The organism is Posidoniimonas corsicana, from assembly GCF_007859765.1.
Lineage (GTDB): Bacteria > Planctomycetota > Planctomycetia > Pirellulales > Lacipirellulaceae > Posidoniimonas > Posidoniimonas corsicana.
Genome location: NZ_SIHJ01000001.1, coordinates 2,553,542 through 2,575,153, shown reverse-complemented (window position 1 = coordinate 2,575,153; position 21,612 = coordinate 2,553,542). Strand labels below are relative to the sequence as shown.

The window sequence follows — 21,612 nt, the reverse complement described above, 5'->3', positions numbered from 1 at the left end:
GCTAGCCGGCGACGATGGCCGCCCGCCGCGACTCGACCAATTCCAACAACGCCTTCTGGGGGTCGGCGAACTTTTTGAGGCCTTCCTCCATGAGCGTCCGCTCCAGGTGCTCGAAGTCGACCTCGCGGTCGATCTCGGCCAGCACCTCGTCGGGCGGGAGCTGGTCTACCTTGCGGGTGAAGGTCTGGTCGCTGTTCTGCACGGCCTCGTTGGTGGCCGGCGGGTTGGTCTGGATGTCGCTGCCGGCGAGCGCGTCGACGTACTTCCAGGGCGGGTCCTCCGGCTTCTTCGTGCCGGTGCTGGCGAAGATGATCTCCTGGTCGAGCTTGGTCGGCTTGTCGGCCCAGAACTCCTGGTTCTTCTGCCACAGCCGCTTGGCGTTGACGATGCCGACCTCGCCCTGCGCGGCCGGCGAGAGTCCGGCGGCGTGCTGCTCGGTATAAACATCGATCCGCGAAACAAAGATGCTGTACACGCTCTTGAACGCGTCGAGCGAGCCCAGCCGCTGCGCGCCCCGCCAGGCGGCGTCCCGCGCCTCCTCGTACTGGCGCTCGCTGAAGATCAGCGTCACGTTGAGCGTCACGCCGGCCGCGGCCAGCTCCTCGATGGCCGCCAGCCCGGCGGGCGTGGCGGGGATCTTGATCATGCGGTTCTGGCAGCCGGCGGACCATTGCTTGCCGAGCTTGATGTAGCGGGCCGTACGCTCTTCGGTGGAGAGCGGGCAGTCGGTCGCCTCGAGCAGCGGGTCGAGCTCGAAGCTGACCCAGCCGTCGTTGCCGCGGGTCTGCTGCCAGACGGGGAGGAACTCGGCCTGGGCGTCCCGGACGATCTGGTCGGTGAGCCGCCAGGCGGCGACCTCGTCGTCCGCGTCGGCGTCGGCCAGCAGCTTGCCGAGCTGCTCGTCGAAGGCGCCGGTCTTGATGAGGGAGGAGATGATGATCGGGTTGCTCGTGGCCCCGGTCGCCCCCAGCTGACGGTTCTCCTTCACCAGTTGCGGGTCGACCGAGTCGAGCCAAAGCTTGGTGCCGGACTGGATCAGAGATTTGATGGGGGTGGTCATGCTGGCTCCCTGGAATTGATGACGGCCCGCGGGCGGTGCTGGCGCCAGGCAAGCCTTGCCGGATGCGCCGGTTGTCGCGGTTCCTCGGATTCTAGCGGTAATTCCTGAACTAGGGCCTGCCGGAGGTCGATGAACAGTCGCAGGCAGACGGAAGTATCCGCCTGCCTCTGGGGGGAAATCAGCTCCCCGCCCGCCGCTGTTCGCCAGGCCCGCCTGCGACCAGTGTAGCCGGTGCGGGGACAAGCGAGGAGGTCCGACAGGTGACCAACACCAAAGGCGTTGCAAGACTGCTTTCACTGATCTCGATGTCCCTGCTGTTGGCGGCGGGGGCGGCCCGAGCGGAAGAGACTCCGCCGCTGCCGACCGAGTTCTACGAGGAGGTGCCCCAAGGCGAGGCGCCCAGCATCGAGAGCTACGTGCACAGCGAGTCCTCGATCAGCGGGATCACCTCCGATGCGCTGAACCTCTGCAACACGCCGGCGGTCCCGGAGAGCTCCGGCACCTGGCTTCGTCGCGGGTGGTGGTCGGCCGAGATCGACGCGATCATCTGGGTCCGCAAGTGGGACCGGCAGAACGCCATCATGGGCGTCGACGACACGCCGTCGCTCCGCACGCTGCGTCTCAACCGCACGTCCCCGACGGAGGCGTCCGCCCGGCTGAACCTGACGCGGTTCCTGTTCCGCGACGCCAACAACCGCGACCACCGGTTTGAGTTCAACGTGATGGGCGGCGGCGAGCTGGTCGAGACCTGCCACCTCGACTCCGTGGACCCGAACTCCATCTCCGTGCCGTTCACCGTCGACAAGGCGGCCGACGCCAGCTTCGACGGAGCATCGAGCATGGACATCACCTACGCCAGCCGGCTGAACTCGTTCGAGCTGAACTACACGGTCACCAGCCGCATGGACCGCGACCGCATGGAGCTGCAGCCCGACGGCCGCTGGGTGCGTCGCGCCAACCCGGGCCTCACCTACCACGGCCTGGCCGGCCTGCGGTACCTGGACCTGACCGAGAACGTGTTCTGGACGGCCGACGACATCATCAATGTGTCCGGGCCGGTCGCGTTCACCGGCGAGAACGGCCTTTACAAGGTCGAGACCAGCAACGACCTCATCACCTTTCAGGTCGGCGGCGGGTGCACCTACGACGCCGACCGCTGGAGCCTGACCTGCTTCACCCGGGGCGGACTCTCGCTGAACGACGCCAAGGCGAACGCCCTCTTGAGCTACACCGACCCGGTCACCGGCGACGTCCGCACCGACGTCGGCTTCAACAACAGCGAACGCATGGGCTCCATGCCCCTGGTGCTGCAGGGCGGGATCCTGGGACGCTACCACCTGCGGCCGAACGTGAGCATCCGGGCGGGCTACGAGTTCCTGTACATAACCGCCATGGCGCTGGCGCCCCACCAGGTGAACTTCACGCCGAACGATGGCAAGGTTGGCACCACCGCCAGCCCGTTCATGCACGGCCTGACGCTGGGCGGCGAGTTCTACTGGTAGACCTCGCCGGTTAGGCTGAATTCGCAGCCGGCGCCGGGATTCGGGAGGGCGCTTGCGGCGTAGACTCCCGCGGTGGAAAGGCTTAGGCTGGTAGTCTGCATCGCCCCGCCCGTCAGGCGGGGCAGCGCCCCTACCGCCTCGCCTGGTTCCATGCCGCAAGAATCGTTTCTCGCCCGCCGCACCCTCGGAGTATCCAACTGGCTCGTCATCGCCGTTGTGACCTGCTTCGTGCTGGGCTTTATCCCGCGCGGCGTGAAGCAGTCGATCCTGACCAACAACAACAACGCGGCCGACTGGCTGCCTGCTAGCTACCCCGAGTCGAAGGACCTCATCTGGTTCCGCGACCACTTCATCAGCGCCCAGTTTGTGCTGGTGAGCTGGGACGGCTGCACCCTCGGCGACAACGACAAGCTACGGCTGCTGGCCACCAAGCTGCGCGCCGCCCGCGCGAAGGGGCAGCCGCAGTTCTCCAAGGTGATCACCGGCCCCGAGATGGTCGAGACGCTCACCCAGGAGCCCGCCCGCCTGCCGCAGCACGCGGCGGTCAAGCGGCTGGAGGGCGCGCTGATCGGCCCGGCCAAGACCGGCCCCGACGGCGAGCCCCTTCCGGACGAGCAGCGGACCACCTGCCTGATCGCCTACCTGTCGCCCTACTCACAGGACGGCAACCGCAACATGCGGGCCGCGGTCCTCGAGGTCCAGCGGATCGCCGCCGAGGAGTGCGGCATCAAGCCCGAGCAGCTTCACCTCGGCGGCCCGCCGGTCGACAACATCACGATCGACATCGAGGGCGAGAAGACGCTGCAGCGGCTCGCCATCCTCTCCGGCGTGGTGGGCCTGACCCTGGCCTACTGGTTCTTCCGCAGCGTCTCGACCACGCTGGCGGTGTTCATCGTCGCCGGCCTCAGCGCGGGCGCCAGCCTGGCGGGCGTCTACTACTACAGCGTGGTGTGGGAGCGTTGGCTGATGGGCATGGACCGGGCCCATATCGGCACCGTGGACGCCATCCTGCTCTCGATGCCCGCGGTGGTGTACGTGCTGGGACTGGCGGGCGCGATCCACCTGGTCAACTACTACCGCGACGAGCGCGATGAGCACGGCGTCCGTGGCGCCGTCGAGCGTGCGGTCCGCATCGGCTGGGGCCCCTGTGCGCTGGCGGCGTTCACCACCGCGGTCGGACTCGGCTCGCTCGCCGGCAGCGACATCATCCCGATCATGAAGTTCGGCGGGTTCACCGCGCTCGGCGTGCTGGTGACGGTCGGCATCCTGTTTACCGTGCTGCCGGTGTTCCTCCACGTGGCGCCGCCCAAACTCCGCGGCGACGACCACCCCGACGCCACCGGCCACAGCGGCGTCCTGCCGGCGTGGGCGCACCGCTATGTCGCCTTTGTCACAACCCGACACGGGCTGGTCACCACCGGCTGCCTGTTGATGATGGCCGGCCTGGCGCTCGGCCTGCCCCAGATCAAGACGTCCGTCCAGCTGCTCAAGCTGCTTGATGAGGACGTCGACCTTATCCACGACTACGCTTGGCTCGAGGAGCACCTCGGCAACCTCGTGCCGATGGAAGTCGTCGTTGCGCTGACGCCCGAGCAGCTCCGCACCGCTGATGAGAAGACCGTGAGCGACTCGGGCGAGTACCGCATGTCGATGTACGAGCGGATGCACATGGCCCAGCGGCTGGAACGCCGCGTCGAGCAGCTCGGCGAGGTGAGCCGCGCTCTCTCCGCGGCCTCCTTCGGTCCGGAAGAGTCGCAGGGCGGCGGCATCTTCAACAGCCGCGCCGTGTCCACTACTAGCCGGATCCTCGACGAGAACCGCGATCAGCTCCGCGAGTACATGCGGACCGAGATCTCGCCCGACGGCGAAGAGCCCCGCGAGCTGTGGCGGGTCAGCGCGCGGGTCGCGGCGCTTAAGGACATCGACTACGGCCAGTTTGTCGACGACCTCCGCGGCGCCGTCGAGCCGGTGCTGACCACCTACCGCCTCCGCAACCGTATCGTCAAGCAGCTGCATGACAGCGGCAAGGGGCTGCGACGGGCGAAGGTCTTCCTGGCGTACTCCGGGGGCGACCAGCAGTCGATCGCCCCCGACTCGCCGGCCGGCATGCTGCGGGACGTGCTCGACGAGACCGGCCCCGGAGTCAGCCGCAACGGCATCATCCTGGGCGGCGTCAACCTCGATCAGCTCGCGAAGCTGGACGAGCCAACCCGCACCGCTAACCTGCAGGCGCTCGCCGCGCAGGACGTGGTCGTCGCCCCAACCGCCGCCGCCGCGGCGAAGCTCGCCGAGCTCGCGCCCGCATTGGCGGTCATCGCCCCCGATCCTCCCCTTGAGCCGGGCCAGCCCCACCCCAGCCCGGCGTTCGACAAGCACGCGTCGCTGCAGGCGGTGTACTCCGGCATCGTCCCGCTGGTGTACAAGACCCAGCGCGAGCTGCTCCGCAGCCTGCGTGAGAGCATCGGCTGGGCGACCCTGCTGATCGCCGGCGTGATGATGGCCCTGTTCCGCAACGTCGCCGGCGGGTTGGTGTCGATGATTCCCAACGTGTTCCCGATCGTGATCGTGTTCGGCGCGATCGGCTGGCTGGGGATCAAGGTGGACATCGGCATCATGATGACCGCCAGCGTGGCGTTGGGGGTCGCTGTAGACGACACCATCCACTTCCTCACCTGGTTCCGCCGTGGCATCCGCGACGGCCTCGACCGCCAGACCGCCACCCGCGTCGCCTTCGAGCGCTGCGGCGTGGCGATGACGCAGACCACCCTGATCGCCGGGCTCGGCCTGTCGGTCTTTGCGACCAGCACCTTCACGCCGACGCAGCAGTTCGGCACGCTGATGATCACCATCCTGACCGCCGCGCTGGTGGGCGACCTGGTCATGCTGCCGGCGCTGCTGTGCGGGCCGCTGGGGTGGTTCTTCGCGCCCAAGGCGGCGGCCGTGCCGCCGCCCGGCGGGCCGGCAGAGCTGGCTGGCGTACCCTCGCAACAGCCCTCGGCGGCCTACGAGCCGGAGCCGGTCCCCACGGCCGTGGACCCGGCGCCCGCGGGCGACAACGCGCCGCACTCAGCGGAGCCCGTTGACCCTCCGGCGCGCAATCCCGACGAATCGCAGCTCTCACCGGCCAACGCCGCGCTCCGCAGCAAGCTGCAGAACCTGCGGCGGCGGGTGCCCCCCAACTAGCCAGACCCGCCATGTCCCGCCGCAACCTCACGCTGCTGCTGTGCGCTGTCGTCGCCTGCTTCGCCTGCCACCTGCGGGGCGGGGTCAGCCCCGAGTCGCGGTACGTGGCGCAGGCGTACAGCAACATCAGCAACTGGGCGCTCGAGCCGCCGCCGCGGCAGGCGTTGGTCGACGGCGCGATGCGCGGCATGGTGGGCGTGCTCAACCAGCAGGGCGACGTCCACTCGCAGTACATCGGCCCGACCCGCGCGCAGCCGTTCATGGACGAGATGCGACAGGAGTTCGGCGGCATCGGCGTGCGGATCCGCCTCACCGGCGACCCGCCCCGGCTGCTGCTGGTCGGCATGCCCGAGCCCGACTCGCCCGCCGCGCTGGCCGGCGTGCAGCCCAACGACCACGTGCTGGCGATCGACTCTGAGCCCACCGCCGGCATGTCGATGGCCCAGATCATCCGCCGGATGCGCGGCCCCACCGGCGAGCCGATCGTGCTCCGCGTGCTGCACGACGGTGAGACCGAGCCCGTCGACCTGCACATCGTGCGCGACCGCATCAACGTCGCGTCCGTGATTGGCGACCGCCGCTTGTCGGACGGGTCTTGGCGTTACCGCCTGGACGACGACCCCCGCATCGCGTACCTGCGGCTGATCAACTTCGGCTCCAAGACCGTTTCGGAACTGACCGCCACGCTCGACGGGCTCCAGACGCTCGGCATGGAGGCCCTCGTGCTGGACGTGCGCGAGAACCCGGGCGGCGCGCTCGACGCGGCGATCGGCGTCAGTGACCTGTTCCTGCCCGCCGGCGCCCCGATCGTCGAGACCCGCCGCCGCGAGGGCCTGGTGGAGGACTCGTACGAGGCGACCGGCAGCGGATCGCAGCAGGGGCTGCCCGTGGTGGTGCTGGTCAACGAGAACTCCGCCAGCGCCAGCGAGATCGTGGCGGCCTGCCTGCAGGACGACGGCCGCGCCCAAGTCGGGGGGCAGCGGTCGTTCGGCAAGGGCACCGTGCAGCGGCTCTTCCCGACCGAGTCGGGCAAGAGCTACTTGAAGCTCACCACCAGCAGCTACTGGCGTCCCAGCGGCGCCAACATCCACCGCCTGTCCGACGCCAAGGAGTCCGACAGCTGGGGCGTGAGCCCCGACCCGGAACTGGCCGTCAAACTGACCGAGGACCAACACCGCGAGTGGCTCCGCTGGCGCGAGCGACGCGACCTCACCGTGTTCGATGTGGAAACCGGCGAGGTGCTGTCGACCCCGCAGATCGTGTACGCCCCGGAAGACCCCGAGGCCGAGCCGCCGGAGGTCGACCCACTCTATGAGGACGAGGCGCTCCTCCGAGCCGTCCAGCACCTGCAGAACCAGCTCGACGCGGGGGCCTAGCTTGTCCCACGAGCATGCCCACCAGCACGCCGTCCGGTCGTCGTTCAACCTGGGCATGGCGTTCGGGCTGAACGTGCTGTTCACGCTGCTCGAGATCGCCGGCGGGCTGTACACCAACAGCGTCGCGATCCTGTCGGACGCGCTGCACGACGCCGGCGACTGCCTGTCGCTGGGCCTCGCGTGGCGGCTGCAGAAGCTGTCCGGCAAGCAGGCCGACGCCAAGTTCACGTACGGGTACCAGCGGTTCTCCAACCTCGGCGCGCTCATTACCGGCCTGGTGCTGATCGTGGGGCTCGGCTTTGTCGCGGTCAGCGCCGTCAGCCGCCTGCGGAACCCCGCCGAGGTCAACGCGCACGGCATGGTGGTGTTCGCCGTAGTGGGCGTGCTGATGAACGGGTTCGCCGCGTGGAAGCTGCACGGCGGCCACTCGATGAACGAACGGGTCGCCACCTGGCACCTGCTGGAGGACACGCTCGGCTGGATCGCGGTGCTGGTGGGCGGCATCGTGATGTCCGTCTGGGACCTGCCCATCATCGACCCGCTGCTGGCCATCCTGATCTCGCTATTCGTGCTGTACAACGTCTTCCGCAACCTCAAGCAGGTGGTGCTGGTGTTCCTGCAGATCGCCCCGGCCGAGCTCGAAGCCGACGCGCTACAGAGCAAGCTGCTAGCCCTGCCCGGCGTGGTGGCGGCGCACCACACCCACGCCTGGACGCTCGACGGCGAGAGCCACGTCGTGACCACGCACGTGGTGCTCAACGCAGCCAGCACCCGCGCGGACATCCTCCGCGTGAAGCAGGGAGTGCACGACCTGCTCGCCGAGCACGACGTCGCCCACGTGGCGATCGACGTCGAGCTCGAGGGCGAAGCCTGCCCGTGCGGCGACTAGCTAGCGGTCCGCCACGCGCCTTGGTGAACGACCGCGACCCACCGGCCCGCTAGCGGACCACGACCGCCAATCCCACCCCAACCCCCGCAGCTTCACGTGCGGGTGAAACGCTTTGTAAGGAAGGTGCTGCGGCGGCCCGACGGCAGCCCGCCCGAAGCCATTGGCTAACGACGCGGGCGCCGCGTTCCAACCGACCACCAGCAATCGACTTGCGTATCTGCCAACGGAGAAACCGAAGTTTCTTCGCCGCTAGCACCAGGTCTTTGGCACGGGTCGTGCAATATGGCTTTCTCGACTGACGCGATGGGGGCGGAGGTCAAGCCGGCGGCTCGGATCACTGAGGCCCACCACGGGCCCATCCAACTGCCGGCCGATCACAGGAGCGACACGGCGGGCCGTCCTTTGGGAGGGCCGGCCCGCCACGCGGCAAACTTGTCTTGCGCCGCCGCGTGAGTCGCCCCGGTCAAACCAGCAGCGGCTGAGGTTCCGCCTTCAAGGCCTAACCCAGTCAGGCTTGAGCAACACAAGGCCGCTGTTCCCTTTTCAAATCACAACGCGCTTGGCTCAGCCGGCGCTAACCATCCATTCGGAATTCTGAGGAGTGTTGCTATGGTCGCTGAGAAGACAATTCGCTGTGCGGTCGTGTGTGTGGACGCCGAAATGACTGGCATGAACGTGCCGGATCAATCTCGCTTCCGTCCCAGCGACCTCGTCCCGTGGGCCGACCCGTACATCGCGTCGCTTGTCCGCAAGCTGCAACGCGAGGTCCGCGAGGAACGCGAAGCGATCAGCTCCGCCAACGAAGCCGCCCCGTGCGACCTGCCGCTCGGTCGCTGGGAGCCTCTCGACTGGGAAGGGGAAGCCAGCTCGGCAGTGCTGGACTTCTAACCCGCCCCGGACCGATTGCCCACGTTCACCCCTCCTCCGCCGCCCCCGACACGCGGGCGGCGACCAGCGGCCGCAGCTCTGCGGCGATGAAGAACGAGCCGGTCACGCACACTAGGCCATGCGGGCCGGCCGCGGCCAGGGCCTTCTCCAACGCCTCGCGGGGCGTTGCGGCCAGGCCGATGTCGGCGCCGCGGTCCGGGGGGACCGCGGCGCGGTACTCCGCGGCCAGGTCCTCGGGCGCCACGGCCCGGGGGTTCTCCAGGTACCGCGTGATAATCGCTTGATCAAACACCGGGGCCAGCGCCGCGCAAATGGCGCGGGTGTCTTTGTCTCGACTGGCGGCTAGCACCAGGATTCCCTTACCACCCCAGTCGAGTTCAGCGAGCGCCTCGGTCAGAGCTCTGGCCGAGGCCTCGTTGTGCGCGGTGTCCACCACCACGGTCGGTTGGCCGCGGAACAGCTCCACCCGCCCCGGCAGCTGCAGCCCGGCCAGCCCCTCGCGGCAGGCGTCCGCGGGGATTGACCAACCCTGGTCCCGCAGCTCCGCCACCACCGCCAGCGCCACCGCCGCGTTCTGCGCCTGGTGCCGGCCCCGCGGGCCGAGCGTCTGCGGCGCCTGCTCCGCGCGGCGGCCGCCGTCGGCTCGCCAGAACGAAAACTTTGGCGAACCGCCCTCGGTTTCGTACTCGAATCCAAAATCTTTGCCGACCTCGATCAGCCGGCAGCCGAGCTGCCGCGCCGCGTCGGCGATTACCCGCCGCGGCTCCTCCTGCGTCACGCCGGAGATCAGCGGCACGCCCGGCTTGGCGATGCCCGCCTTCTCGCCGGCGATCTTGCCGAGCGTGTCGCCCAGCTGCTTGGTGTGGTCCAGGCTGATGCTGGTGATCACCGTCACCAGCGGCAGGCAGACGTTGGTCGAGTCGAGCCGGCCCCCCAGGCCGACCTCCAGCACCACCGCGTCGCACTGCCGGTCGGCGAAGTGCACCAGCGCCATCGCCGTGGCCAGGTCGAAGAACGTCGGCCCGTCGGCGGGGTCCTCGCACTCGGCGTCCATCGCCTCGGCCACCGGGCGGATCCGCTCGACCAGCCCGACCAGGTCCGCGGCGGGGCAGGGCGCCCCGTCCACGGCGATCCGCTCCTCGAACCGCTCCAGGTGGGGCGAGCTGTACACGCCGGTCCGGTAGCCCGCCGCGGTCAGCATCGCCGCGGTCATCTTGGCGGTCGACCCCTTCCCCTTGGTGCCCGCGATGTGCACGATCCGCATCCCGGCGTCGGGCGAGCCGAGCCGCGTGAGCAGCTGCCGCATGCGGTCCAGCTTGAGCTGCCGCTCCTGGTACGGGATCACCGCCACCCGCTCGTAGTTGATGCGGCTCAGCAGCCAATCGATCGCCGCGTCGCGGCGGGTAGCAAGGGCGACAGGTTCCATAACGCACACAGCAGACACACGGCAGCGGACCGAAAACCGGCCCCTATTAGAACGGCCCACGCCCCGCCCGCCAGCCGCCCAGCGGTCGGGGACTTTTGTCCCGTTCTGGCGCATCGATTTTTAGGGACAAAAGTCGGGCCGGACCACTTACCCCTAGATCCATTCTACCCTTGTATAGCAGTGTCTGTGGTTTAAAGCGGGCTTTCTCGGTGGCGACTTTTGTCCCGGCGGTACGCGTGATAGGGACAAAAGTCGGGTCTCGGGTCTCGGGTCTCGGGTCTCGGGCGTGGAACGTTGGGGAGGCCTCTATTGGACCGCGCGGGGTGGCCGGTTTCTACTGAATACTGTGCTGAAACCAAGCCATGCTGTAGCGGCTTGTTACCCTGAATTGGGAGCCACTAACGAGGCTATCCCGTGAATCGCACGATGGGGGAATAACCTCCTCTGTTCGAGAAGAACCGTGTGGGGATCAGCAGCAGTCCGATCGCTCCCATCCCTCCTGTAATACAATCATGCCGGCGCACTCCAAACGCCCCGTCGCCTTGCTCCTCCTCGCGTTAGTGGTGTTTGTCTATTGTAGTTCCTACTTGGCGCTCTCGCGTCGAGGAACGGCCGCGGCCAGTCGGCAAGGATTCGATGGTCTCTACTTTGCGGCGCTCGAGAACAGTTCCGCCTGGCGCCGGACGAACTTCGGGCTTGTCCGCTTCTACTACCCACTCATCTTGATTGACGTCGCTCTTGGAACTAGCCCACCAATCGGCTGTGAACCGATGTGGAAGTTGTCCGCTTCTACTGAGTGTCCCTTTCTCTGCAAGGAATTCTTGGAGCGTTGCGCTGCAACGGGTACGGTCACTCGACAGCAGTCGCGTTTATCCCAAGTCGTTGCTTAGCCTTTCCGCCGAGAGCCTGCCACCATTTCAAGCTTACCAAGCACCCTCTGGCGGTGGCTGCCGATCACCGTCCTGGTAGCAGTGGCGGTGTGGGGGCCGTTCCGGTTTACGAGTTCGGCGGTCTGCTCCCACTGCGGCAGCATTCGCTACACGGTCGAGCGGCAGTTCCCCTTCACCACCGTTCCCTACTGGAGATCGCGCTCGATTGAATCCACGCCACTCAGCGACAGCGTGGGCGGCCTGCTGACCTCACGCGACCACACCTGGCAGTTCGCCCACGGCGGAGGCAACGGCGTTCGGTGCGCGCTAGGGGAGGGCCGCAGCCTTCTGCAGTGCACCGACTCGGCGCTGCTGATCGGCTTCCTTGAGGCGACCAAGCAGCACAGCGGGGCGGACGCAGCCAGGCACTACTTGAACCTCGCTTTGGATCCCACCCATTCCGAAGCTTTCATGCTATGGCTGGCCGTCTCCGGGTTCCAACCGGATACTCACCGCGATCCTGCCGCGTACGCCGCGTGGTTCCAGGCAGCCGTGCCTCAGGCGCCCGAATTCGGCAACTTCCCGCTGCTGCCCGCGGACCAGCACGAATCGTCAACTGCGGGGTGACAACTACTCAGCAGGTGGCATTCGAAGCGGTCTTGGGGGGCGGCGATCTCAGTTTCCGCCTTTTCGGGGCAAGAGTGGGCGCCGCTACACGAACTAGGGAAGGTCGCGGAGCCCCAAAGTCGGAATCCATGCCACACCAGCCCAACAACCGCTTTGCTCCCCGCCGCTGGACGCTGCTCACCTGGTTGGCGGTGCTGATCTGGGCGTGGCAGGGGGTGGTGTTCAATATCCCCGCCTTTGAGTCCCGCACCGTCGACCCCGCAACCGGCGCGTGGTCGGATCCGATCCGCTACCAGTCGCTGACTGAGTTGCCCTACCCGGTCGGCTGGCCCCTTGCCTATGTGAGGCCGGACGACCTGTCGGCGGCGTTGGCAAAGCCCTGGCCGGTGGGCGCCCCGCCGCCCGTACCTGGGCCCTCGACCGTCCACCCGCTGGCGCTGGCCACGAATGCTGTGTTGATCGCCGGCGCCATCGCGGCGCTCGTCTACTGCCTGCAGAAGTCGGCCTACCGCTACGGGATGGGGACCATGGCGGCGGTCCTTTCCGCCGTGCCGCTCTACTACGTTGGCGGGCGGCTGGCGGGGCTGATCGGTGGGCCTACCGCGATTCACTGGTGGTCGATCGCTGTCTACTTCTCGCCCGTGCCGCTGGCGATCATTGCGTGGCGCTGGTCGGCCAGCAAACCGGCGTCGCCCAACGAGTTCTACGCGCCGTCCGCCCAGCGGCAGGAGTAGATCATCTCCGGATCCGGCTTGATCACTTCCCAGTTGAGGATCGACCCCCGCTGGATCACCGACTTGCGGCTCGGCTCGACCAGTGACGCGTGGGCGTGCTTGCGGTCCTTGTATTTGACCACGTGGAAGTCCTTGTAGCCCTTCTCGGTCGGGAGCAGGATCCACGCGGCGGCCAGCTCAGGGTCGCCGTCGACCTCATACCGCCACCATTCCCGGTCGCTGAACCAGCGGTCCTGCGCGTCGCCCTGGACAATCGTCTCAACGACCAGGTGGACGGTCTCGCCGACTGCGACGCGGCTGAAGTCGAGCTGCACTTCCCACAGGAACCGCTCACGGCCGCCATAGGCGGCGAGCGGCGAGCGGCGGACCACCGGGCTCAGCTCGCGGTTGCGGCACCGCACCTGCACCTCCTGCGTGTTCCATAGCGACTGCAGCCGCAGCGAGGTGGGGCCGACCATGTCAGCTACTTTGCGGACCGACACGTGCCGGCAGACGTAGACGCGTGCGTCGCCGGGGCCGGCGGTGCGCCAGTTTCGCAGGTCGACGATCCGGGCGTCCGACAGCATGTCCAGCCCGTGGTCGGCGAAGATCGGGAGCGGCTGGTCGGCGGTCTCGAAGTCGACTGGCGCCCACGGCTCGACCGGGCCAAACTCTAGCAGCGAAAGCAGTTGATCGTAGTCGTGCCGCGACTGCGTGATGGCGCCCGATAGCATCGCGTTCACCTGCACGTGATGGTGCCACGACCAGACGGCCCAGGGGATCACGCCGAGCAGCACCAACAGCACCGGTATGTACAAGTGGGTCACCCAGTCGCGTGGGGCGATCAGCAGGCTCAGGTAACGCCGCCGCGACGAGTCCTGCAGCTTGCGGGCCTCGAGCGTGGAGTAGCTTGGCGGGGCGCCGGCCCTGCCCGCCGCCGGGGCGGCCTCCGCGGCGCGCGCCGCCGCCAACGGCGTCGGGTCCCAGGGCTGCTGGCGTTCCGAGTGGGCGGCTCCGTCCGGCGCGTGATCGGACCACGACTGACGCGCAACGCAGTAGCCGTGCCGGAGCAGACCGCTGATCTCGCGGTCGCTGAAGCGGTCCATGTCGGTGCGGATGTGGCCCACCTGCTGCTGCACGTCGGGGTGCGGCGCAGTGGGGTCCAGCTCCGGCGCCACCCGCCGTGTGATCGGCGAGAAGATCACGCCGGTCGCGTTGCGGAAGTGCTCCTGCTCGAGCTGCCAGACCCGATCCATCAGGATGTCCGAGGACCGCATCGCGGTGCCCAGCAGGCCGCCCATCCGTTCGTTGCTCGAGACCTGGATCTTCTTGCCGGCGTCGCTCGCGAGGATCGCGTCGAATGGCCGGTCGCGGGGCCGGAGGATCTCCTTGCCAGCCGCCCGCTCGAACGCGATCGCCAGCAGATCGAGGTTGCGGAGTTGGGCGTCGCGCGATGCGCCGCCGGAGCCGGCAAACCGGGGGCCAACAGCCGCCCCAGTGGGCGGATCGGCGCCAGCGGCGAGTCGGCCGGCGTCCGAGTCGCCCCCTCCGCCGGCGGCGCAGCCGGCGCCGCTGTAGATCAGCTCCTGCAGCGTCAGGTCGAGGTGCAACTCGCGTGAAGCGACCAGCCGCCGCAGGCCATTGGTGAATCGGCCCGGCTCCTCGACGTGCGTATCAACCGACAGCTGGCCGCCGATCTCGACCAGTCGACGCAGTGGGGTCGCCTCCTCCGCGCGGGCGGCCTGCCGCCACGCCTGCATCGCCTCGCCGACGTCGAGAAAGTCCTCCTCATGCAGCGACTCGCGGAGCCGGTTGTTGAGGTGGTCGTACATGCGGATGCCGAGGTTGTCGTATACGCCGCCGTCGGTGAAGAACTGTGTCTGGAACTCGCCAGGCGTCGCGCCGACGGTCTCGGCGGTTAGCTCCAGCGGCGGGAAGAACCCGGGGAACGCCGACGATGCGGCCACGGCCATCGGCACGGTCGCCAGGCCGACCTCGTGCAGCCGCATGATAGATCGGCCGCCCGCGCCGCGTTCCTCCATCAGCAGGCCGTCACGTGTGAATGAGCTCAGCCCGCCGCCGCTGAGGTTGGTGCACAGTATGTGCAGCTCCGGCGATCGGGGGAGCTGGTGCAGGCAGGTGTCGCCGAACAGCCGCCGGCGGTAATGCCGTTCGAGCAGCATGGTGCGAGTAAGCCGCCGCTTGGGCTTCATCCCGACCATCCGCAAAGCGGCGCCGCCGGCTAGCGTGAACGGGTAGCGGCGGAGGATCCGGTTCCGCACGTCGAGCTGGACGAAGTCAACCAGCTCGTTCGCCGCGGCGTCGAAGTCTTTCTCGTCGCCGCAGTAGCGGTCCCAGTTAAGCGCGAGGTGCGCGGCCAGCACACTGCCGCCGGAAACGGACGTGATGTGCGACACCGACGTAAGCAGGCCCGCGTCGCGCAGCCAGCGAACCATCCCGAGGTGATAGAGGGTGGCCCGGAAGCCCCCGCCCGAGAGGGCCAATCCAATCCGCATCCTTGCATCCCCCGAGGAAGGCTGTGCCGACCGACCCGTCCGGCCGCTGGCCTCCTGCCAGCAGACGCGTCGCGACGTGGTCTTCGATCCGGAGAATGGTAAATCAGCCCCTATGCAACCACCAACAGCACTTACGGTTAACACGCGGGCGCCGGGTCGAGTTTGGCTGGAGTGAAACCCCCGTCGCCGCAGATTTTGTTGCTTGCCGGGCGAATCCTGCTACCATAGCATCCATGACTTTGTACACAATAAGCGTATTGGCGGGGTCAACCTGGGCCCGGCGTGTTGGCGTGGCGGTGCTGGGCATGGCCCTAACCGCGGGCGGTGCTGCGGCGCAGCCGGCCGGAGCGTCGGAGGCCGCTTCGAGGGCGCTCCCATCGCGGGGCAACCCGATCATCGGCGACGGCAGCTACTTCGCCGCCGACGCGGCGCCGCTGTCGGCGGACGGCAAGCTCTACATCTACTTCGGACACGACGAGGCCGAGCCGTGGCAGGGCGGCTTCGTGATGTCGGAGTACGGCGTGCTGGAGATCGGCGACCCGACTTCCGGCGAGTGGACGCTGCACGAGGCGAACCTCAAGCCGGGCAAGGTGTTCGACTGGGCGACCGGCCAGAGCGCCTACGCCGGGCACGCCACCCGCGGCCCCGACGGTCGGTTCTACTGGTACACGCCGGTGCAGTGGAAGAACCGCGACGTGGCCAACCGGATGGCGATTGGCGTCGCGGTGTCGGACAGCCCGGTCGGGCCGTGGGAGGACGCCATCGGCAAACCGCTGCTGACCTGGCTCGATGTGTTCGGCGACTCGCGCCGTGGGCAGGAGGTGATCGACCCGCACGTGTTCACCGACGACGACGGGACCGTCTACCTGTACTGGGGCTCGTGGTACGTTGCGCGGGTGGTGAAGCTGGCGCCTTCGATGACCGCCACCGAGGGCGAGATCAAGCGGCTGGCCGGCCTCGACGCGTTCTTCGAGGCGCCCTGGGTATTCAAGCGCGACGGCGTGTACTACATGCTGTACGACTGGAAGCGGGGCGGCTCCAAGTGGACGCCGTCCAACTACCAGGCGGCGATCGGCTACGCGACCGCGGAGTCGCCCCTGGGGCCGTGGGAGTTCCAAGACATCATCCTCAGCGGCACGTCGTCGACCACCGTGCACCCGTCGATGGTCGAGCACGACGGCCGCTGGTGGGTCACCTACCACACGAAGGACTCCGCGGGCGGCGGGCACTTCCGCCGGTCGGTCGCGATCGACGAGGCGCACTGGGACGGCGCAAAGATCCTGCCCGTCAAGCAGACGTGGGCCGACGACCCGGCGTTGCGCCTCACCAACAACGTGGCCCGCGAGGCGGAGGTGTCGGCGTCGTTCACCGAGCAGCCGCCGATGACGCTCGCCGCCCTGAACGACGGCCGCCCGGAGACGGTGCGGCTGCCGCCGGACACCTGGGGCAACTACCGCGGCAACACCAACAAAGAAGAGACCGACTGGATCCAGTACCAGTGGGACACGCCGGTGCGGATCGACGGCGTCGGCATCCAGTTCCACCGCGACCCCAACTGGATCCGCCCACCGGCCAAGTGGCGTCTGGAGTACCGGGACGACTCGGGCGAGTGGCAAGCCGTTGAAGCCGATAACTACCCAACGGAGGTCGACGCCTGGAACAAGGTCACGTTCGCGCCGGTCACGACCACCGCGCTGCGGGCGACCTTTTGGGGCCGCCCCAGCGGGGACTTCTTCCACTCGGTGGCGGCATCCGAGTGGGAGGTGTACGCCGTGCAGGCCGATGAGCTGCCGCGCGTGAACGTCACCACCAGTGTCGGCGAGTCGCCCGAGCTGCCCGCCACCGTTGAGCTAGCCACCGGACCAGCCGGCGCCCGCGAGGTCCCCGTCGTGTGGCGCGAGGTCGACCCACAGCAGTACAAGACGGCTGGAAAGTTTACGGTCGAGGGCAGGGCGGTCGGCCAGGCCGCTGGCTACGTGGAAGCCGACGTTTTAGTGAGTGAGTAGCCGAACCGGGCCGCTCGCGGGTTAGCCGTGGCGCCGCTCGACGCGTCTAGCCGACGGGGATGCCGTCGGCCTTGGCGATGACCACCACGCCGCTCTCGGTGACGGTGAAGCCGCGGCGGCGGTCGGCCTCCAGGTCGTAGCCGATCTCGAGGCCCGGCGGCACGTCGACCTCTTTGTCGATGATGGTGCGGCGGATCTTGCAGTTGCGGCCCACGTTGACGCCCGCGAACAGGATCGAGTCCTCCACCGTGGCGTAACTGTTGACCCGCGCGCCGGGGCCGACCACGCAGCGGTTCACGCAGCCGCCGGACAGGATGGCGCCGGGGCAGACGATGCTGTCGAGCGCCTCGCCGCGGCGGGGCCGCTCGCCCGCTTCGCTGTCGAACACGAACTTGGCGGGCGGCAGGTGCGGCTGGTAGGTGCGGATCGGCCAGTGCCGGTCGTACATGTTGAGCGGCGGGTCGACCGAGGTCAGCTCCATGTTGGCCTCGAAGTAGGCGTCGATCGTGCCGACGTCCCGCCAGTAGGCCTGCGACTTGCGGTTCTCGTCCAGGAACGGGTACGCGAACACCCGCCGGTTGTCGATGATCGACGGGATAATGTTCTTGCCGAAGTCGTGCGCGCTGTCCGGCAGCGTGGCGTCCTTGCAGAGCTCGTCGAACAGGAACGGCGCGTTGAACACGTAGATGCCCATCGACGCCAGGCAGGTGTCGGGCTGGCCGGGCACGGTCTTGGGGTTGGGCGACTTCTCGACGAAGCCCCGCACGCGGTTCTCCGGGTCGACCTCCATCACCCCGAAGCTGCGGGCCTCCTCGACCGTGACGTTCAGTGCGCCGATGGTGAGGTCGGCCTTTTTCTCGACGTGCGCCGCGACCATCTTGGCGTAGTCCATCTTGTAGATGTGGTCGCCGGCCAGGATCAGCACGTGCTCCGGGCGCTCCTTCTCCAGCGTGTAGATGTTCTGGTACACGGCGTCGGCGGTGCCCTGGTACCACTTCTCGTCGATGCGCTGCTGCGGCGGCACGACGTCGATGTACTCGCCCAGCTCGCGGCACAGGAAGCTCCGCCACCCGAGCGTGACGTGGCGGTCCAGGCTCATCGCCTTGTACTGCGTGAGCACCATGATCTTGCGGATGCCGCTGTTCAGGCAGTTGGACAGCGCGAAGTCGATGATCCGGTACCCCCCGCCGAAGGGGACCGCGGGCTTCGCCCGGTCTCGCGTGAGCGGCTCGAGCCGAGAGCCCTTCCCGCCCGCCAACACCACCGCCAGGACATCCTTCATCGCGCCACACTCCGTTCTGATGTGCTACCCAGGAAGGCCGCGTAAGTCATTCATTCTACCGGGGTTAATAATTCGGCTGAATAGTGGCCGCCGCTCCACGGCAAGCCGCCGGCGGGCGTTCTGCATGCGGGACGGGCGGAATCACAAGACGCCCGACGCGACTAACCCGCACGATCCGGCGGCCGCGCCGTCGGGGCGCGGCCCGGTCTTCAACAGAAATGAGCCTGCTCTACATCATTTCGTCATATTCCGCGGGCATACTCACTCCCGTGGAAGCCAAACCACCGCACTCCCAGGCCGGCGTCGATTCACCCGATGCCCACCACCCGCAATCGGCGACCGGCCTTCTTTTACCCATAGTTGCGTTGGCCGCGTCCGCTTGTGCAAGCAGCGGCCCGCACGAATCGAGACGAGGAACCGAGAGAATGCCCGCAGGTGTGACCGCCGACGACGAACTCGCGTTGATGGACCAAGAAGACCGCCGCATCGACTACCTGCCGACGTCGCGTGAGATCTCTCAGGCGTGCGCCCGGATCCGCTCGCGGTGGAGCCTCAACGAGCAGCGCCGCCGGTACGTCGGCGAGCTGGTGCCCGAGGACCCGACGCAGGACTGGCGCCCGCCGGTGATCGACACCTCGGCATTCCGCCTGGCGATGTCGCCCGGCCGCGAGCAGGCCTAGCGGCCGCCGCGCCGATCGCGCCGCCATCGGGACGCGGCGCGCTGCACTCCCCCGCAGCAGAATCTTCCATCGGCGCCTTGCGCGAACCTCGGCGACCGGCCCGCAACGGCTCTCCTCCCGCACTTCTTCTCTCTCCTGCGCACGGCGCACCGTGTTGTCGCGCATAATTCGCCGGGATCGGCCTGTTGCGTTGGTAGGGCCCCGCCGGCATTGCTAAACTCGGCGCAGCCAGGCGGGCTAGCGGCGCCGCGACCGGTCCCCCTCTGGGCGGCAGCGGCGCCACACGCAATGCCTTTCCCTCGAGGAGACTGCGCGTACCATGCGTATCGCATCGACTGCTCCTGTGCGGCGTTTCCACGGCGCCCGTTACGCAAGCCGCCCCGGCTTCACGCTCGTCGAACTGCTGGTGGTGATCGCGATCATCGGCGTGCTGATCGCGCTGCTCCTGCCAGCGGTGCAGGCGGCCCGCGAGTCGGCCCGCCGGCTGCAGTGCACCAACCACCTCAAGCAGCTGGTGCTGGCGATGCACAACTACGAGTCGGCGAAGGGGGAGATCCCGGCCGGCTCGCTGGGGACCTACCAGTCTTCGCCCGGGTACTGGTCCGCCCACGCGTTGATCCTGCCCTACATCGAAGAGGGCGGGCTGAGCGATTCGTTCATCATCGACGACGACTCCACCGAGGCCGACCCGTGGAGCGCCCACAACTACAGCGTGGCCCAGGCCGAGCCCGCCGCGATGCGGTGCCCCAGCGACCCCTGGGGGCGCGACCTCTTGGGCTCGGTCGTGCGGAGCGTGTCGACCGGCTGGACCAATTACCACGCCAACGCGGGCAGCTGGGTCAGGATCGGCAAGAAGTGGGACGGGGTCTTCGGCCCAGACCGCCAGGTGACCGCCAGCGGCACCTACCCGCGGCAGCGTCCGCTGGAGTTCCGCCAGATTACCGACGGCCTGAGCAAGACCGCCGCCTTCGGCGAGGTGCTCAACGGGCTGGCCACCACCGGCGAGGCGGCCGACCCCAAGCGGGACTGCTTCCTGGTCGCCGTCGCGCCGGACACCAGCGTGCCCGAGGCCCAGGCGGCCTTCAGCGCCCACAACTGGCAGACCATGCCCACGCCCACGTGGAGGTGGCGCGGGAATCCCTGGCACGAGGGGACCATGTGGCGGAACTGGTACAACCACCTGCTCACCCCCAACAGCACGTGCTGGCGGCAGGGGTCGAGCGAGGCGAGCTGGTGGGACCTGGTGTCGCCGCTCAGCAGCAACCACACCGGCGTGGTGAACGTCGCCTACTGCGACGGCAGCGTTCAAACCACCGCCGAAAACATCGACCCGGACGTGTGGGTCCAGGCCGGCACGCGGGCCGGCCCGCCAGAGTACCAGCCGAACTCGCGCCGCCGCGGCTAGCCTCTTACGGCCGGCACGCCTATCCCTCAGCCAAGCCCACCGACATGAAGCGAATCGTCCTCGCCCTGATCACCTGCGTTACGCTCTCGGCAGTCGGCTGCGGCGGCCCCGCGCCCATCGAGAAGACCCCCGAGGAGCTCGAGCAGGAACGGCTAGAGCAGCGGGAGCAGGCGATGAAGGAACGCGGCGAGGCGGGGTAGCTAACGTTCCGCGGCGTAGGCGGCCGCGCATGCCGCAATCAGCTCATCACTGCTTGGCAGGGCGCCGACCGGGCAACTATCGTCGGCGTGCCGCCGGCTGTCCGCTTCCAGCAACTTCAGCGTCGACTTTGCGCGTTCGGCGCGATCGGCCGGCTTGATGAGGGCGCCGGTCACACCCTCCTCGACCACCGCGGCGGCGCTGTCGCAGCGGTCGGCCACTACCGGGAGCTCGGCCGCTAACGCCTCGAGCAGCGTTAACGGCGGGTCCGCTGGCTGCCCGCTCTGCCACCACAGGTCGAAGTGTGGCAAGAGGTCGGGCAGGTCACCGCGGTCGCCCAGCAGCAGGGTGCGGTTCTCTTCGCACGCCAGCCGCGAGAACTCCTCAAGCGAGGCCCGCTGCGGGCCGTCGCCGACAATCACCAGCCACACGTCCGGCTGCACCACGCGGATCAGGTCGATCGCCCAGATCAACTCTTTGAGCCGGCTCGCGGGGACCAGCGGCGCGGCGGCGCCGATTAGGCGGGCGTGGGCCGGTAGCTCGGGCGGCCGGGCCATCGCTTCGCCGGTGGGCTGCAGAGGTTGAGTGGCCGCGGTCCAGGCGACCGGGGGCGTGAAGGGCAGAGTATTGCTTGTGAGCCAGCCAGCTAGCGGCTCGTCGTCGGAAGTGGTGCGGACCACGCGGCGGCCGCACCACGCGGCGTGCGTGGCCGCTTCGGCGCCCCACGCGTGGACCACATCGACGTTGAGCGAGCGGGCGAGTCGCCGCAGCGCGAGCGCCGCGATTGGGTCGCGGCGGAACCGCCGCCGCAGGTCGTGCACGCCGGCCGCCAGTGACCGCAGCCGCGGCGCCGCAGCGCCGGCCGCGCGGAACGCGGCGACGTGCTGCTCAAACTGGTCCCGCGGGAGCTGCTCGCACAGCAGAGCCACGCGTCGCGCGGCGTCGGCGCCCTGGAGGGTCGGCAGCAGGTGCAGCACGCGGGTGGGCATGGC

Annotated in this window: 17 protein-coding genes; 11 read left to right on the top strand and 6 right to left on the bottom strand. The window is 68.4% G+C overall.

The genetic code is table 11. The features are described 5' to 3' along the window. Nucleotide 1 precedes the first annotated feature (1 nt). Nucleotides 2–1,060, bottom strand: a complete 1,059-nt coding sequence (locus KOR34_RS09930) for a transaldolase family protein (protein ID WP_146564432.1) — start codon at nucleotides 1,058–1,060, stop codon at nucleotides 2–4. 260 nt (nucleotides 1,061–1,320) lie between these two features. Here KOR34_RS09930 and KOR34_RS09925 point away from each other — a divergent pair, with 260 nt between their 5' ends. After that, nucleotides 1,321–2,562 carry a hypothetical protein gene (locus KOR34_RS09925; protein ID WP_146564431.1) on the top strand — a complete coding sequence of 414 codons (1,242 nt, stop codon included), beginning with the start codon at nucleotides 1,321–1,323 and terminating at the stop codon, nucleotides 2,560–2,562. Here the strand turns inward: KOR34_RS09925 and KOR34_RS26615 are convergent. Continuing rightward, on the bottom strand, nucleotides 2,553–2,714 hold the full coding sequence (locus tag KOR34_RS26615) for a hypothetical protein (protein WP_197531293.1): 162 nt from the start codon (nucleotides 2,712–2,714) through the stop codon (nucleotides 2,553–2,555). The two genes, KOR34_RS09925 and KOR34_RS26615, sit on opposite strands and share 10 nt — an antisense overlap. Between KOR34_RS26615 and KOR34_RS27115 the strand changes: the two genes are divergently transcribed. The 4 genes from KOR34_RS27115 to KOR34_RS09905 all read left to right on the top strand — a co-directional run bounded on the left by KOR34_RS27115 (nucleotide 2,713) and on the right by KOR34_RS09905 (nucleotide 8,898). Further along, complete coding sequence (locus KOR34_RS27115; protein ID WP_228714566.1) at nucleotides 2,713–5,745, top strand: efflux RND transporter permease subunit; 3,033 nt, start codon at nucleotides 2,713–2,715, stop codon at nucleotides 5,743–5,745. The genes KOR34_RS26615 and KOR34_RS27115 overlap by 2 nt on opposite strands. Nucleotides 5,746–5,756: 11 nt before the next feature. Next, on the top strand, nucleotides 5,757–7,121 hold the full coding sequence (locus KOR34_RS09915) for a S41 family peptidase (protein WP_146564430.1): 1,365 nt from the start codon (nucleotides 5,757–5,759) through the stop codon (nucleotides 7,119–7,121). Between the two features lies 1 nt (nucleotide 7,122). Further along, a complete protein-coding gene (locus KOR34_RS09910) occupies nucleotides 7,123–8,010 on the top strand; it encodes a cation diffusion facilitator family transporter (RefSeq protein WP_197531292.1) in 888 nt (295 codons plus the stop codon). 609 nt (nucleotides 8,011–8,619) lie between these two features. Next, nucleotides 8,620–8,898: a hypothetical protein gene (locus KOR34_RS09905; protein WP_146564428.1), complete on the top strand. Its 279-nt coding sequence runs from the start codon at nucleotides 8,620–8,622 to the stop codon at nucleotides 8,896–8,898. Nucleotides 8,899–8,923: 25 nt separating this feature from the next. On the opposite strand, the gene KOR34_RS09900 is transcribed toward KOR34_RS09905, so the two are convergent. Continuing rightward, on the bottom strand, nucleotides 8,924–10,324 hold the full coding sequence (locus KOR34_RS09900; RefSeq protein ID WP_146564427.1) for a bifunctional folylpolyglutamate synthase/dihydrofolate synthase: 1,401 nt from the start codon (nucleotides 10,322–10,324) through the stop codon (nucleotides 8,924–8,926). A 971-nt stretch (nucleotides 10,325–11,295) separates the two neighbouring features. On the opposite strand from KOR34_RS09900, the gene KOR34_RS09895 reads away from it, so the two are divergent. Further along, nucleotides 11,296–11,820, top strand: a complete 525-nt coding sequence (locus KOR34_RS09895; protein ID WP_146564426.1) for a hypothetical protein — start codon at nucleotides 11,296–11,298, stop codon at nucleotides 11,818–11,820. A gap of 128 nt (nucleotides 11,821–11,948) precedes the next feature. Continuing rightward, nucleotides 11,949–12,554 (top strand): hypothetical protein, encoded by a 606-nt coding sequence (locus tag KOR34_RS09890; protein WP_146564425.1) that lies wholly within the window; start codon nucleotides 11,949–11,951, stop codon nucleotides 12,552–12,554. Here KOR34_RS09890 and KOR34_RS09885 read toward each other — a convergent pair. After that, nucleotides 12,524–15,049: a patatin-like phospholipase family protein gene (locus KOR34_RS09885; RefSeq protein ID WP_146564424.1), complete on the bottom strand. Its 2,526-nt coding sequence runs from the start codon at nucleotides 15,047–15,049 to the stop codon at nucleotides 12,524–12,526. The two genes, KOR34_RS09890 and KOR34_RS09885, sit on opposite strands and share 31 nt — an antisense overlap. Before the next feature lie 233 nt (nucleotides 15,050–15,282). Here KOR34_RS09885 and KOR34_RS09880 point away from each other — a divergent pair, with 233 nt between their 5' ends. Then, nucleotides 15,283–17,055 (top strand): family 43 glycosylhydrolase, encoded by a 1,773-nt coding sequence (locus KOR34_RS09880; RefSeq protein ID WP_146564423.1) that lies wholly within the window; start codon nucleotides 15,283–15,285, stop codon nucleotides 17,053–17,055. Between the two features lie 46 nt (nucleotides 17,056–17,101). Here KOR34_RS09880 and glgC read toward each other — a convergent pair whose 3' ends face one another. Next, nucleotides 17,102–18,337 (bottom strand): glucose-1-phosphate adenylyltransferase, encoded by a 1,236-nt coding sequence (gene glgC, locus KOR34_RS09875; RefSeq protein ID WP_146564422.1) that lies wholly within the window; start codon nucleotides 18,335–18,337, stop codon nucleotides 17,102–17,104. Nucleotides 18,338–18,762: 425 nt separating this feature from the next. Between glgC and KOR34_RS09870 the strand changes: the two genes are divergently transcribed. The 3 genes from KOR34_RS09870 (at nucleotide 18,763) to KOR34_RS26610 (ending at nucleotide 20,622) form a co-directional block, all read left to right on the top strand. Then, complete coding sequence (locus tag KOR34_RS09870) at nucleotides 18,763–19,017, top strand: hypothetical protein (protein WP_146564421.1); 255 nt, start codon at nucleotides 18,763–18,765, stop codon at nucleotides 19,015–19,017. A 319-nt stretch (nucleotides 19,018–19,336) separates the two neighbouring features. Beyond that, the gene (locus KOR34_RS09865) at nucleotides 19,337–20,422 is read left to right on the top strand and encodes a DUF1559 domain-containing protein (RefSeq protein ID WP_146564420.1); all 1,086 of its coding nucleotides are present in this window, start codon (nucleotides 19,337–19,339) and stop codon (nucleotides 20,420–20,422) included. Nucleotides 20,423–20,466: 44 nt separating this feature from the next. Further along, complete coding sequence (locus KOR34_RS26610; RefSeq protein ID WP_197531291.1) at nucleotides 20,467–20,622, top strand: hypothetical protein; 156 nt, start codon at nucleotides 20,467–20,469, stop codon at nucleotides 20,620–20,622. Here KOR34_RS26610 and KOR34_RS09860 read toward each other — a convergent pair whose 3' ends face one another. After that, complete coding sequence (locus tag KOR34_RS09860) at nucleotides 20,623–21,609, bottom strand: glycosyltransferase (protein ID WP_146564419.1); 987 nt, start codon at nucleotides 21,607–21,609, stop codon at nucleotides 20,623–20,625. Nucleotides 21,610–21,612: the final 3 nt, after the last annotated feature.